Genomic DNA, 13461 nt, shown 5'->3' with positions numbered 1-13461 from the left:
CATAATGTGGCGCATTATACGAGGCCGCGGGCGCCTCTGAATGGGATATTCAGGAGTTTTTATGGCGGTTTCATTGAATACGCTGGTCGAGGAAGCGGATCGCTTTCTGAACAGTGCACGGATTGCCGATTATTGCCCCAATGGCTTGCAGGTCGAGGGCCGGCCGCAGGTGATGCGCATCGTCAGTGGCGTCACCGCCAGCCAGGCGCTGCTGGATGCGGCCGTCCTGGCCCAGGCCGACCTGATTCTGGTGCATCACGGTTATTTCTGGAAGGGCGAGGACCCCTGTGTCACCGGCATGAAGCAGCGTCGGTTGAAGACCCTGCTCAAGCACGACATCAGTCTGCTGGCCTATCACCTGCCATTGGACCTGCATCCGGAGGTCGGTAACAACGTGCAGCTGGCAAAGCAGCTGGATATTACCGTGGAAGGTCCGCTGGACCCGGAAAATCCGAAGATTGTCGGACTGGTGGGCTCCTTGAATGAACCGATGACCGCCCGTGACTTCGCGCGCAAGGTCCAGGAAGTCCTGGGCCGCGAGCCGTTGCTGATCGAAGGTGACGACATGATCCGTCGGGTCGGCTGGTGCACCGGCGGTGGCCAGGGCTATATCGACCAGGCGGTGCTGGCCGGGGTGGACCTGTACCTGAGTGGCGAGGCTTCCGAGCAGACCTTCCACAGCGCCCTGGAAAATGGCATCAGCTTTATCGCCGCCGGTCATCACGCCACCGAACGTTATGGCGTGCAGGCGTTGGGCGACTATCTGGCGCGGCGTTTCGCGGTGGAGCATCTCTTTATCGATTGCCCGAATCCGATCTGAACCTGTGGGAGCGGCGCCCCGGCAAGCTCCGCTCCCACAGATCCGATCCGGCCAAACAGGGGGGTATATTCTTATACCGTTTCGATCTAGCTGGCCTCCTCAATAGAATAGGGTGCTGTGCTAGCATGCCTCGCTCGAACACGGCCCGCTGGCCGTCCATAAGAACGCTTTTCGTGAGTAGCCATGGTCGACAAACTGACGCATCTGAAACAGCTGGAGGCGGAAAGCATCCATATCATCCGCGAGGTGGCCGCCGAGTTCGATAACCCGGTGATGCTGTACTCCATCGGTAAAGACTCCGCCGTGATGCTGCACTTGGCGCGCAAGGCGTTTTTCCCGGGCAAGCTGCCGTTTCCGGTGATGCATGTCGACACCCGCTGGAAATTCCAGGAGATGTACAGCTTCCGCGACAAGATGGTTGCCGAGCTGGGCCTGGACCTGATCACCCACGTGAACCCGGACGGTGTGGCGCAGGGCATCAACCCCTTCACCCACGGCAGCGCCAAGCACACCGACATCATGAAGACCGAGGGCCTCAAGCAGGCCCTGGACAAGTACGGCTTCGACGCAGCCTTCGGCGGCGCCCGGCGTGACGAAGAGAAGTCGCGGGCCAAGGAGCGCGTCTACTCCTTCCGCGACAGCAAGCATCGCTGGGACCCGAAGAACCAGCGTCCGGAGTTGTGGAACGTCTACAACGGCAAGGTCAACAAGGGCGAATCGATCCGCGTCTTCCCATTGTCGAACTGGACCGAGCTGGACATCTGGCAGTACATCTACCTCGAAGGCATCCCGATCGTGCCGCTGTATTTCGCCGCCGAGCGCGACGTCATCGAGAAGAACGGCACCCTGATCATGATCGACGACGAGCGGATCCTCGAGCACCTGTCCGACGAGGACAAGGCGCGCATCGTCAAGAAAAAGGTGCGTTTCCGTACCCTTGGCTGCTACCCGTTGACGGGCGCGGTGGAGTCCGAGGCTGAAACCCTCACGGACATCATTCAGGAAATGCTCCTGACGCGTACTTCCGAGCGCCAGGGCCGGGTCATCGACCACGATGGTGCCGGTTCGATGGAAGACAAGAAACGTCAGGGCTATTTCTAAGTAGGGTCTAAGCATGTCGCATCAATCTGATTTGATCAGCGAGGACATCCTCGCCTACCTGGGCCAGCACGAGCGTAAAGAGCTGCTGCGTTTCCTGACCTGCGGTAACGTCGACGACGGCAAGAGCACCCTGATCGGGCGCCTGCTGCACGACTCCAAGATGATCTACGAAGACCATCTGGAAGCCATCACCCGCGATTCGAAGAAAGTCGGCACCACCGGTGACGATATCGACCTGGCCTTGCTGGTCGACGGCCTGCAGGCCGAGCGCGAGCAGGGCATCACCATCGATGTCGCCTACCGCTATTTCTCCACCGCCAAGCGCAAATTCATCATCGCCGACACCCCCGGCCATGAGCAGTACACCCGCAACATGGCCACCGGTGCTTCCACCTGTGACCTGGCGATCATCCTGGTGGACGCCCGCTACGGCGTGCAGACCCAGACCCGTCGCCACAGCTTTATTGCCTCCTTGCTGGGGATCAAGCACATAGTCGTCGCCATCAACAAGATGGACCTCAAGGACTTCGACCAGGGCGTGTTCGAGTCGATCAAGGCCGACTACCTGAAGTTCGCCGAAGGCTTGAAGCTGAAACCGACCAGCATGCACTTCGTGCCGATGTCGGCCCTGAAGGGCGACAACGTGGTGAACAAGAGCGAGCGTTCGCCCTGGTACACCGGCCAGTCGCTGATGGAAATCCTCGAAACCGTGGAAGTGGCGGGCGACCGCAACTTCACCGACCTGCGTTTCCCGGTGCAGTACGTCAACCGGCCGAACCTGAACTTCCGTGGCTTTGCCGGCACCCTGGCGAGCGGCATCGTGAAGAAGGGCGACGACGTGGTGGTGCTGCCTTCGGGCAAGAGCAGCCGGGTGAAGTCCATCGTCACCTTCGAAGGCGAGCTGGAAAGCGCCGGTCCCGGCCAGGCCGTGACCCTGACCATGGAAGACGAGATCGACATCTCCCGTGGCGACCTGCTGGTGCATGCCGACAATGTGCCGCCGGTGACCGACAGCTTCGAGGCCATGCTGGTCTGGATGGCTGAAGAGCCGATGTTGCCGGGCAAGAAATACGACATCAAGCGCGCGACCAGCTACGTGCCGGGTTCGATTGCCAGCATCGTCAACAAGGTCGATGTGAACACCCTGGAAGAAGGTCCGGCCAGCGCCTTGCAGCTGAACGAGATCGGCAAGGTCAAGATTGCCCTGGATGCGCCGATTGCCCTGGACGGTTACGACAGCAACCGCACCACCGGTTCGTTCATCATCATCGACCGCCTGACCAATGGCACCGTGGGCGCCGGCATGATCGTCGCCCAGCCGCTGGCCCATGGCAGCGCTACCCATCACGGCAAGCTGGCTCATGTCGCGACTGAAGAGCGGGCCCAGCGTTTCGGCCAGCAACCGGCGACGGTGCTGTTCACCGGTTTGTCGGGCGCGGGCAAGAGCACCCTGGCTTACGCCGTGGAGCGCAAGCTGTTCGACCTGGGGCGTGCGGTGTTTGTGCTGGACGGCCAGAACCTGCGTCATGACCTGAACAAGGGCTTGCCGCAGGACCGTACCGGGCGCACCGAGAACTGGCGGCGTGCCGCGCATGTGGCGCGTCAGTTCAACGAGGCGGGTTTGCTGACATTGGCCGCGTTCGTTGCACCGGATGCCGAGGGCCGTGAACAGGCCAAGGCGCTGATCGGTGCCGAACGTATGTTGACGGTCTATGTCCAGGCTTCGCCGCAGGCTTGCCAGGAACGTGATCCCCAGGGCCTGTACGCGGCCGGTGGCGATAATATTCCGGGCGAGTCCTTCCCCTACGACGTGCCGCTCAATGCCGACCTGGTGGTTGATACGCAGTCGTTGTCGTTGGAAGACAGCGTGAAGAAAGTCCTGGAGCTGCTGCGCCAGCGCGGCGCGATCTAAGGATCGGCCGCATCAAAAAGCCCGCAGTCGAGTGATCGGCTGCGGGCTTTTTTGTACTTCAGTGGAGCCGTTACCGGCTGGCGGGATACTCGCGATGCATCTGTTCCAGCAACGCGTCCTTCTCTTCCCACAACTGATTGATCCAGCCCTGGAACGCCAGGCGGTATTCGCCGTCCTGGTCATAATTTCTGCCGACAAACTGCGGCGGAACCTTCAGTTCTTCGAAGTGCACCACCACATCCCGCACGTTGCCGCACAGCAGGTCCCAATACCCCGGCTTGCCGCCCGGATAGTGGATGGTCACGTTGACGATGGACTCCAACTGCTCGCCCATGGCATCCAGCACAAAGGCGATACCACCGGCCTTGGGCTTCAACAGATAACGGAACGGCGACTGCTGCTGCGCATGCTTGCCCTTGGTAAAGCGCGTGCCTTCAGCAAAGTTGAAGATACCCACAGGGTTGTCGCGAAACTTCGCGCAGGTCTTGCGGGTGGTTTCCAGGTCCTTGCCTTTCTTTTCCGGGTGCTTCTCCAGATACGCCTTGGAATAGCGCTTCATAAACGGAAAACCCAGGGCCCACCAGGCCAGGCCGATCACCGGGACCCAGATCAGCTCCTGCTTGAGAAAGAACTTCAGCGGCTGGATCTTCCGGTTGAGCACGTACTGCAAGACCATGATGTCGACCCAGCTCTGGTGGTTGCTGGTGACCAGGTAGGAATGCTGGTAGTCCAGGCCCTCCAGGCCGCTGAGGTGCCAGCGGGTCCGGCGGACCAGTTGCATCCAGGCCTTGTTGTTGCTGACCCAGGCCTCATGGGTATGGTTCATCAGCCAGTGGGTGAAACGCTGGGTCAGGGCAAAGGGCAGCACCTTGAGCAGCGCCACGCAGAACAGGAACGAACACAGCAGCAGGGTGTTCAACGTCAACAGCAGCGAGGCGATCACGCCGCGCAGGGGCGCAGGGAGAAAGTCTAACATTCAGATATCCACAGGTCGGTTGGCGGCTTGGATCGCGGTGAGGGCGATGGTGTAGACGATATCGTCCACCTGGGCGCCACGCGGCAGGTCGTTGACGGGCTTGCGCAGGCCTTGCAGCATCGGTCCCAGGCTGACGCAGTCGGCGCTGCGTTGCACCGCCTTGTGGGTGGTGTTGCCGGTGTTCAGGTCGGGGAACACGAACACCGTGGCGCGTCCCGCCACCTGGCTGTTGGGCGCCAGTTGCCGGGCCACGGCTTCGTTGGCCGCGGCGTCGTACTGCAACGGGCCGTCGATCAGCAAGGTGCTCTGGGACTCATGGGCCAGCAGGGTGGCTTCGCGGACTTTCTCCACCTCTTCGCCACTGGCCGATTCGCCGCTGGAGTAGCTGATCATCGCCACCCGTGGCGTGATGCCGAAGGCCTGGGCCGAATCGGCGCTTTGCAGGGCGATTTCCGCCAGCTCCGCCGCCGAAGGATGAGGGTTCATCACGCAGTCGCCATAGACCAGCACCTGGTCCGGGAACAGCATGAAAAACACCGACGACACCAGGGTGCAACCCGGCGCGGTCTTGATCAGTTGCAGGGCCGGGCGAATGGTGTTGGCCGTGGAGTGGATGACCCCGGAAACCAGCCCGTCGACTTCGTCCAGCGCCAGCATCATGGTGCCGATCACCACGGTGTCTTCCAGTTGCTGCTCGGCCATCGGCGTGTTCAGGCTCTTGCTCTTGCGCAGGGCCACCATGGGCTCGGCGTAGCGGCCGCGAATCAGGTCCGGGTCAAGAATCTCCAGCCCCGGCGGCAGTTCGAAACCATGGGCCCGCGCCACTGCCTCGACTTCCGCCGGCTTGGCCAGCAACACGCAGCGGGCGATGCCCCTGGCCTGGCAGATGGCAGCCGCCTGCACGGTGAGCGGCTCGCTGCCTTCGGGCAGGACGATGCGCTTGTTGGCTTCCTGGGCGCGCTGGATCAACTGATAACGGAACACCGCCGGGGTCAGGCGCATTTCCCGTGGGGTACCGCAGCGCTGGTGCAGCCAGTGGGCGTCGAGGTGCCCGGCGACGAAGTCGGTGATGATCTCCGCGCGCTCGCGGTCATCGATGGGGATTTCCTTGTTCAGGCCATTGAGCTGGTTGGCGGTGTCATAGGAGCCGGTGCTCACCGACAACACCGGCAGGCCCGCGGCCATCGCACCACGACAGAGTTCCATGATGCGCGGATCGGGCAGGGTGTCGCTGGTCAGCAACAGGCCGGCCAGGGGCACACCGTTCATCGCGGCAATGCTCACGGCGAGGATGATGTCGTCGCGGTCGCCGGGAGTCACCACCAGCACGCCGGGCTTGAGCAGGTCGATGGTGTTGCGCACCGTACGGGCGCAGATGATGATCTTGTTCATGCGCCGTTGCTCGTAGTCACCGGCGTTGAGCACCTGGGCGCCGAGCAGTTCGGCGACGTCGCGGGTGCGCGGCGCGTTGAGGTCCGGCTGGAACGGAATGCAGCCCAGCAGGCGGAAATCGCCACTGCGCAGCAGCGGCGAGTGTTCCTTCAGGCGGGCGGAGAAGTCGGCCATGCTCTCGTCGGTGCGAACCTTGTTGAGGATCACCCCGAGCACTTTCGGGTCCTTGGGACCGCCGAACAGTTGTGCCTGCAACTCCACCCGTCCGGAGAGTTCGCTGAGCACTTCGTTTTCCGCCGCCGAGACCAGGATCACCTCGGCATCCAGGCTCTTGGCCAGGTGCTGGTTGACCCGGGCCGCGTAGCTGGCGCTGCGGGTCGGAACCATGCCTTCGACCACCAGCACGTCCTTGCCGACGGCCGCCTGTTGGTACAGGGTGATGATTTCTTCCAGCAGCTCATCGAGCTGGCCGTCGCCGAGCATCCGCTCGACATGGGCGAGGCCCAGGGGTTGTGGCGGTTTCAGGCCATGGGTGCGGGCCACCAGTTCGGTGGAGCGTTCCGGGCCCAGGTCGCCGGGATGGGGCTGGGCGATAGGTTTGAAAAAGCCGACTTTCAGCCCGGCGCGTTCCAGGGTACGTACCAGCCCGAGGCTGATCGAGGTCAGACCCACACCAAAATCGGTGGGCGCGATAAAAAAAGTTTGCATGCGTATTCTCTTGAGGAAGCGCAAGTGCGACGGCCTATGTCTGGCTGTCTGCGAAGTTCAGTCGCCAAGGTTATCGTTAACCGAGCCTTGAGCGCACCAACCACATTCAAAGCCCTGAGCGATTTTTTCCGCGCGCCGCACCGGATCGAGCACCCAGGCGCGCGACTGCCAGGGCGGTTGATGGCGCAGGTGCTGGGTATGGCCGCAGGAAAGCTCGACGACCCAGTGCCCGTCCTCGTCCTGATGAAAGCCGATAATAGTGACAGGCGTGGCCTTGGGCCGTCTGTCCGGGTTCAGTTCGCTTTCGGACGAATCCTTGTTTAGACTTGTCCGCTCTTTATTCCTATGCAAAAGGTCTCGCTCATATGACGATCGCTGCCAACAAGGCTGTCTCCATCGACTATACCCTTACCAACGATGCTGGTGAGGTCATCGACAGCTCTGCCGGCGGCGCCCCGCTGGTGTACCTGCACGGTGCCGGCAATATTATCCCAGGTCTGGAAAAGGCCCTGGAAGGCAAGAAGGTCGGCGACGAGCTGAAGGTCTCCGTGGAGCCTGAAGATGCCTACGGCGAATATTCCGCTGAGCTGGTCAGCACCCTGAGCCGTAGCATGTTCGAAGGTGTCGACGAGCTGGAAGTCGGCATGCAGTTCCACGCCTCCGCTCCGGACGGCCAGATGCAGATCGTCACCATTCGCGACCTGGACGGCGACGATGTCACCGTTGATGGCAACCACCCGTTGGCGGGTCAGCGCCTGACTTTCCAGGTCAAGATCATCGAAATCCGTGACGCCAGCCAGGAAGAGGTCGCCCATGGTCACGTCCATGGCGAAGGCGGCCATCACCACTGATTTCTGCTGCTAAGCTCTGGTAGTTGGAAGGCGCCCACGGGCGCCTTTTTTAGTCAGTCGCGGTTTTTAACTGGAAACCGGTCAGGCTGTCGGGCAACAATGTTCATGTAATAAGTCCGGGAAAAACGGGAGTTCGTCATGAGTGCTTTTCACGATCTGACACTAAAAGCGCTGGATGGTCAGGAACTGCCGCTGGCGCCTTTCAAAGGGCATGTAGTGCTGGTGGTCAACGTGGCTTCCAAGTGCGGCTTGACACCTCAGTACGCCGCCCTTGAGCACCTCTATCAGCAATACAAGGCTCAGGGTTTCAGTGTGTTGGGCCTGCCGTGCAACCAGTTTGCCGGGCAGGAGCCGGGCTCCGAGGAGGAGATCCAGGCGTTCTGCAACCTGAACTATGGCGTGAGCTTTCCGTTGAGCAGCAAGCTGGAGGTCAACGGTCATGACCGTCACCAGCTGTACCGTCTGCTGGCGGGCGAGGGCGCTGAGTTTCCGGGGGATATCACCTGGAATTTCGAGAAGTTCCTGATGGGCAAGGATGGCCGTGTATTGGCGCGTTTCTCGCCGCGCACTGCTCCGGATGATCCGGCGGTGATCCACGCGATCGAAAAAGCCCTGGCTTGATTCACCTGCTCGGATGGGCAGGCTCGACTCCTTTTCCTGTGGGAGCGGCGCCCCAATAAGCTCCGCTCCCGCAACCATGCCGCTTCTGGCACTTCTAAAGCTTAATCACTCAGATCAATAGTGCTGGGCGGCGTGTTCGCGGCGGAATATTATCCTGATCATAAATTCCCCTTGCGCCGTGGAGTGCTCCCATGCCCGTTAAAGCCCTGTTTCGCCCCTTCCATCTTGGCGCGCTGGAGTTGCCGACCCGTGTGGTCATGGCGCCGATGACCCGTTCGTTTTCCCCCGGTGGCGTGCCCAATTCGAAAGTCATCGAGTACTACCGCAAGCGTGCGGCAGCCGGTGTCGGCCTGATCGTCACCGAAGGCACCACGGTCGGTCACCAGGCGTCCAACGGTTACCCGAACGTGCCGCATTTCTACGGCGAAGCGGCCCTGGCCGGCTGGAAAAAAGTCGTCGATGCGGTACACGCCGAGGGTGGCAAGATCGTTCCGCAGCTCTGGCATGTGGGTAATGTGCGGCGCCTGGGCACCGAGCCGGACGCCAGCGTGCCGGGTTACGGCCCGAGCGAGAAGCTCAAGGACGGTCAGGTCGTGGTGCACGGCATGACGAAACAGGATATCGACGAGGTGATCGCGGCCTTCGCCCAGGCCGCTCGTGATGCCCAAAGCATCGGCATGGACGGTGTCGAGATCCATGGCGCCCATGGCTACCTGATCGACCAGTTCTTCTGGGAAGGCACCAACCTGCGCACCGACGAATACGGTGGCAGCCTGGCCAACCGTTCGCGTTTTGCCATCGAGTTGATCCAGGCCGTGCGCGCGGCGGTAGGGCCGGGTTTCCCGATCATCTTCCGCTTTTCCCAATGGAAGCAGCAGGACTACAGCGCCCGTCTGGTGCAGACGCCGGAGGCCCTGGGCGAGTTCCTCAAGCCGTTGTCCGACGCAGGCGTGGATATTTTCCACTGCTCCACGCGGCGTTTCTGGGAGCCGGAATTCGACGGTTCCGAACTGAACCTGGCGGGCTGGACCCGCAAGCTGACCGGCAAGCCGACCATCACCGTGGGCAGCGTCGGCCTGGACGGCGAGTTCCTGCAGTTCATGGTCAACACCGACAAGGTCGCTCAGCCGGCGAGCCTGGAAAACCTGCTGGAGCGCCTGGGCAACGACGAGTTCGACCTGGTGGCCGTGGGCCGTGCCCTGCTGGTGGACCCGGATTGGGCGGTGAAGGTGCGCGACGGCCGTGAGCAGGACATCCTGCCGTTCAGCCGTGAGGCATTGATGAGCCTGGCGTAAGCCCGGTTACAGGTTGCGCGGTGTTTTCAGAACGGCGGTTGTCGCAACGACATCCGCCGGCAGGGCCGGAACGCGCTGTGCCACCGGCGGCGCCTCACAGGCCCCGCGCAACTGCTTCTCGAACTGCTCGACTATCGCTCCCCAACCTTGCCGGCTGGCATGCTGGCGGGCGTTGAGGCGAACATTGCGCAAGGTCTCCCGGCCTTCCAGCAACCAGCACGCGGCATCGCAAAATGCGTCCTCGTCGCCGGGCATGGCCAGCACGCCGTTGTAACCATGGCGGATGTGCTGGGCCGCCGCGGCCTCATCGTAAGCCACCACCCCCAACCCTGACGCCAGCGCCTCGAGCACCACATTGCCGAAGGTCTCGGTCAGGCTCGGGAACAGGAACAGATCCGCCGACGCATAGTGGCAGGCCAACGCTTCACCCCGCTGCGTGCCGCAGAAAATCGCCTCGGGCAGTTCCTTTTCCAGTACGCCGCGCTGCGGACCGTCGCCGACCACGATCAGCTTCATCCGCCTCTGTGGATAAGTTTCCCGCAGACGCTCGTAGGTCCGCTTGAGCAAACCGAGATTCTTCTCGGTCGCCAGTCGCCCGACATACAACAACGCGATATCAGCGTCCGCCAGATCCCAGCTGTCGCGCAGGGCACTCAAGCGCTTGGCCGGATGGAACAACTGGCTGTCGACACCACGGGAGAGCAGTTCCAGGCGCTCGAAATGCCGCCGCTCCAGCTCCATGCGCTGGCTGACGCTGGGCACCAGGGTCAGCTTGGAACGGTTGTGGAACCAGCGCAGATAGTGGGTCAGTACCCGCGTCAGCAAGCCCATGCCGTATTGATGGGAATACTGCTGGAAGTTGGTGTGGAAACCGCTGACCACCGAAATCCCCAAACGCCTGGCCGCGCGCAGGGCCGACAAACCGAGGGGGCCTTCGGTGGCGATATACAGCACATCCGGGCGCTGGTTCTTCCAGCGTCGCAGCAACTTGTGCATCGACGACTGACCCCACTGCAGGCCGGGATAGCCGGGCAGCGGCCAGCCCCGGCAGAGCAGCAATTCGGTATCGCTGGGGCGGGACTGGTCGCAGCTCTGGCGCGGGCGCACCAGTTCGATCTGGTGCCCGCGGGCGCGCAGTCCGTCGCACAAGCGGCCAAGGGTATTGGCCACGCCATTGATTTCCGGTGGGAAGGTTTCGGTGATCAGGGTGATATGCAGAGCTGTCGTCATGTTTACAGTGTCGCCCCGGGCGGTTGCGACACTGTGGCTGTTTGATGATGGATTTGTGACGAGACACCCTTGGTAACACTTCAGCGCTTCTCGCCGGCCACCGCCTCTTCACCGCGCTCACGAACCCAGAACAAGGTGGCCCCGGCGACTGCCGCCGGCATCATCAACAGGTTGACCACCGGCACCAGCAGCACCAGGTAGACGATCCCGCCAAAACTCATGCACTGCCAGCGTTTCTGCCGCAGCCAGGCGAGCATGCCGTTCCAGCTCAGCTTGTGGTTGTCCGCCGGGTAGTCGATGTACTGGATCGCCATCATCCATACCCCGAACAGCAGCCACAGCGGCGCGGCGATGATATTCACCACCGGGATGAACGAGAGGATAAACAGGCCGATGGCCCGCGGCAGGAAGTAACCCAGCTTGCGCATTTCCCGCGCCAGGGTGCGGGGAATCATCGCCAGCAATTCGGCCCAGCTGAAAGCCGGGAAATTGTCGGTGCCGCGCACCACCACTTCGACCTTCTCGGCGAGAAAGCCGTTGAAGGGCGCGGCGATCACGTTGGCGATCATCGTGAAGGTGAAAAACACCATCAACAGCACCAGCACCACGAACAGCGGCCAGAGGATGTAGTTGAGGAAGCCCAGCCAGGTCGGCAGGGTCGGCATCAGGGTGTCGACCCAGACGCTGAACTGATGGCCAGCCAGGTAGATCAAACCGACGAACAGCACCAGGTTGATCGCCAGCGGCATCAGGACGAACAGGCGCAGGCCCGGGCTCAGGACCAGCTTCAGGCCCTCGCGCAGATATTGCGGGCCGGACAGGACGGGTGCGGGCATAACGTGCTCCGAGAAGGGGGAAACGCGCCGACCTTACCGGCTTTGCAGGGCCGGTGAAAGGGTCGACATTTGCAGTAACAAAGGCGTCCCGAAGAGCGCCGTTGAGGATAGAGACCTGCTATGAGCTGGATTGTTATTGCGTATTTCCTTAATCTTCGCCTCCTCGATACGCTGCACCTCATTATTTTTCAGGACTGTGTGCTACAAGCCTTCCCCAAGTGCTTTCGCAGTCCTTTTTTTATTCCAGCCGGTCCGCCGGCGCTCCGCACCGGTAGCTGACGGGCGGTCGATAGGAGTGAGTCATGTCTGAAGTACGCCATTCGCGAGTGATTATTCTCGGTTCCGGCCCTGCCGGTTACAGCGCCGCGGTCTATGCCGCACGTGCCAACCTCAAGCCGCTGCTGATCACCGGCATGCAGGCCGGCGGCCAATTGACCACCACCACCGAAGTCGACAACTGGCCTGGCGACGTGCACGGCCTGACCGGCCCGGCGCTGATGGATCGCATGAAAGAACACGCCGAGCGTTTCGAAACCGAAATCGTCTTCGACCACATCAACGCGGTGGACCTGGCGAAAAAGCCCTACACCCTGGTCGGCGACAGCGGCACCTTCACCTGTGACGCGCTGATCATCGCCACCGGCGCCAGCGCCCGTTACCTGGGCCTGCCGTCGGAAGAGACGTTCATGGGCAAAGGCGTTTCCGCTTGCGCCACCTGTGACGGTTTCTTCTATCGCAACAAGGAAGTCGCCGTGGTCGGTGGCGGTAACACCGCCGTGGAAGAGGCGCTGTACCTGGCCAATATCGCCAGCAAGGTGACCCTGGTGCACCGTCGCGAGACCTTCCGCGCCGAGAAGATCCTGATCGACAAACTGCATGCCCGCGTCGCCGAGGGCAAGATTGTCCTCAAGCTCAATGCCACCCTGGACGAAGTCCTGGGCGACAACATGGGCGTCACCGGTGCCCGTCTGAAGAACAACGACGGCAGCTTCGATGAGCTGAAAGTCGACGGCGTGTTCATCGCCATCGGCCACACCCCGAACACCTCGCTGTTCGAAGGCCAGTTGGCGTTGAAAGACGGCTACCTGGTGGTGCAGGGCGGCCGTGACGGCAATGCCACCGCCACCAGCGTGGAAGGTGTGTTTGCCGCCGGTGACGTGGCCGACCACGTTTACCGTCAAGCCATCACCTCGGCCGGCGCCGGCTGCATGGCCGCACTGGACGCCGAGCGCTACCTCGACGACCTGCAGAACGCTTCGTTCTGATTGCGTCACGATGAAAAAAACCGGCCTCGCAGACCGTGTGAAAACGCGGCGAAGCAGGCTCGGAAAAACAAATGCCCCGACTTGTCGGGGCATTTGCGTTTTTGCCACCGGCAAAAATGAAGCGATTCATCCCATCAGGGCAATCAACCCACTGGCCCCCAGTACACCGATTGCCCTTTTCAGATTGTAGGCCTGTACCGCCAAAGCCATTTCCGCTCTTGCTCCTGCCAGTTGGCGCAGCAAGAGCCGTCCATTACCCAGTATCCACTGCTTCAGATTCCCAAAGGGATGCTCAACCGTAGAACGCCTGATCACCATCATTTCTGGATGAGCCTGCATTCGCTGTTCCATTCGCTCAAACGCCGCCTCATGGGCGTGACGAGAAACATAGCGGCGTGCAGCCTTGGTACACCGAGGTTTAAGCGGGCAAGCCTTGCAATCGCTGATCGCCGCC

Annotated in this window: 13 protein-coding genes; 7 read left to right on the top strand and 6 right to left on the bottom strand. The window is 61.7% G+C overall.

Annotated elements, in window-relative coordinates; all coding sequences use genetic code 11:
• The first annotated feature begins 61 nt into the window (after window positions 1-61).
• From CWE01_RS19750 to cysN, 3 genes are all read left to right on the top strand, one after another.
• Entirely contained in the window at window positions 62-820 is a 759-nt protein-coding gene (locus tag CWE01_RS19750) for a Nif3-like dinuclear metal center hexameric protein (protein WP_100942229.1), read from the top strand.
• Window positions 821-1003: 183 nt separating this feature from the next.
• Window positions 1004-1921: a sulfate adenylyltransferase subunit CysD gene (cysD, locus tag CWE01_RS19740; RefSeq protein WP_100942227.1), complete on the top strand. Its 918-nt coding sequence runs from the start codon at window positions 1004-1006 to the stop codon at window positions 1919-1921.
• Between the two features lie 13 nt (window positions 1922-1934).
• Window positions 1935-3833, top strand: coding sequence for a sulfate adenylyltransferase subunit CysN (gene cysN / locus CWE01_RS19735; protein WP_100942226.1), 1899 nt, complete (start codon window positions 1935-1937; stop codon window positions 3831-3833).
• 70 nt (window positions 3834-3903) lie between these two features.
• Here cysN and CWE01_RS19730 read toward each other — a convergent pair whose 3' ends face one another.
• From CWE01_RS19730 to CWE01_RS19720, 3 genes are read right to left on the bottom strand one after another with little or no spacing between them, the layout of a single operon-like run.
• Window positions 3904-4809 (bottom strand): acyltransferase, encoded by a 906-nt coding sequence (locus CWE01_RS19730; RefSeq protein ID WP_100942225.1) that lies wholly within the window; start codon window positions 4807-4809, stop codon window positions 3904-3906.
• On the bottom strand, window positions 4810-6909 hold the full coding sequence (gene pta, locus CWE01_RS19725) for a phosphate acetyltransferase (protein ID WP_100942224.1): 2100 nt from the start codon (window positions 6907-6909) through the stop codon (window positions 4810-4812). It abuts the gene before it with no gap.
• 57 nt (window positions 6910-6966) lie between these two features.
• The gene (locus CWE01_RS19720) at window positions 6967-7260 is read right to left on the bottom strand and encodes a DUF3565 domain-containing protein (protein ID WP_100942223.1); all 294 of its coding nucleotides are present in this window, start codon (window positions 7258-7260) and stop codon (window positions 6967-6969) included.
• Between the two features lie 14 nt (window positions 7261-7274).
• On the opposite strand from CWE01_RS19720, the gene CWE01_RS19715 reads away from it, so the two are divergent.
• The 3 genes from CWE01_RS19715 to CWE01_RS19705 all read left to right on the top strand — a co-directional run bounded on the left by CWE01_RS19715 (window position 7275) and on the right by CWE01_RS19705 (window position 9676).
• Window positions 7275-7760 carry a peptidylprolyl isomerase gene (locus CWE01_RS19715; protein WP_100942222.1) on the top strand — a complete coding sequence of 162 codons (486 nt, stop codon included), beginning with the start codon at window positions 7275-7277 and terminating at the stop codon, window positions 7758-7760.
• Between the two features lie 138 nt (window positions 7761-7898).
• Window positions 7899-8381, top strand: a complete 483-nt coding sequence (locus tag CWE01_RS19710) for a glutathione peroxidase (protein WP_100942221.1) — start codon at window positions 7899-7901, stop codon at window positions 8379-8381.
• 191 nt (window positions 8382-8572) lie between these two features.
• The gene (locus tag CWE01_RS19705; RefSeq protein ID WP_100942220.1) at window positions 8573-9676 is read left to right on the top strand and encodes an NADH:flavin oxidoreductase; all 1104 of its coding nucleotides are present in this window, start codon (window positions 8573-8575) and stop codon (window positions 9674-9676) included.
• Between the two features lie 6 nt (window positions 9677-9682).
• On the opposite strand, the gene CWE01_RS19700 is transcribed toward CWE01_RS19705, so the two are convergent.
• Window positions 9683-10906, bottom strand: a complete 1224-nt coding sequence (locus CWE01_RS19700; protein WP_256579386.1) for a glycosyltransferase family 1 protein — start codon at window positions 10904-10906, stop codon at window positions 9683-9685.
• An 80-nt stretch (window positions 10907-10986) separates the two neighbouring features.
• Window positions 10987-11742, bottom strand: a complete 756-nt coding sequence (cysZ, locus tag CWE01_RS19695; RefSeq protein WP_100942219.1) for a sulfate transporter CysZ — start codon at window positions 11740-11742, stop codon at window positions 10987-10989.
• A 302-nt stretch (window positions 11743-12044) separates the two neighbouring features.
• Here cysZ and trxB point away from each other — a divergent pair, with 302 nt between their 5' ends.
• Entirely contained in the window at window positions 12045-13007 is a 963-nt protein-coding gene (trxB, locus tag CWE01_RS19690; RefSeq protein WP_100942218.1) for a thioredoxin-disulfide reductase, read from the top strand.
• Window positions 13008-13133: 126 nt separating this feature from the next.
• Here trxB and CWE01_RS19685 read toward each other — a convergent pair.
• The coding region (locus CWE01_RS19685) for a transposase (RefSeq protein ID WP_157815246.1) at window positions 13134-13461 on the bottom strand (328 nt) is incomplete at its 5' end.

The sequence above is a fragment of the Pseudomonas sp. QS1027 genome (assembly GCF_002814235.1).
Classification (GTDB): domain Bacteria; phylum Pseudomonadota; class Gammaproteobacteria; order Pseudomonadales; family Pseudomonadaceae; genus Aquipseudomonas.
This window is presented reverse-complemented; position numbering and strand designations above follow the sequence as displayed.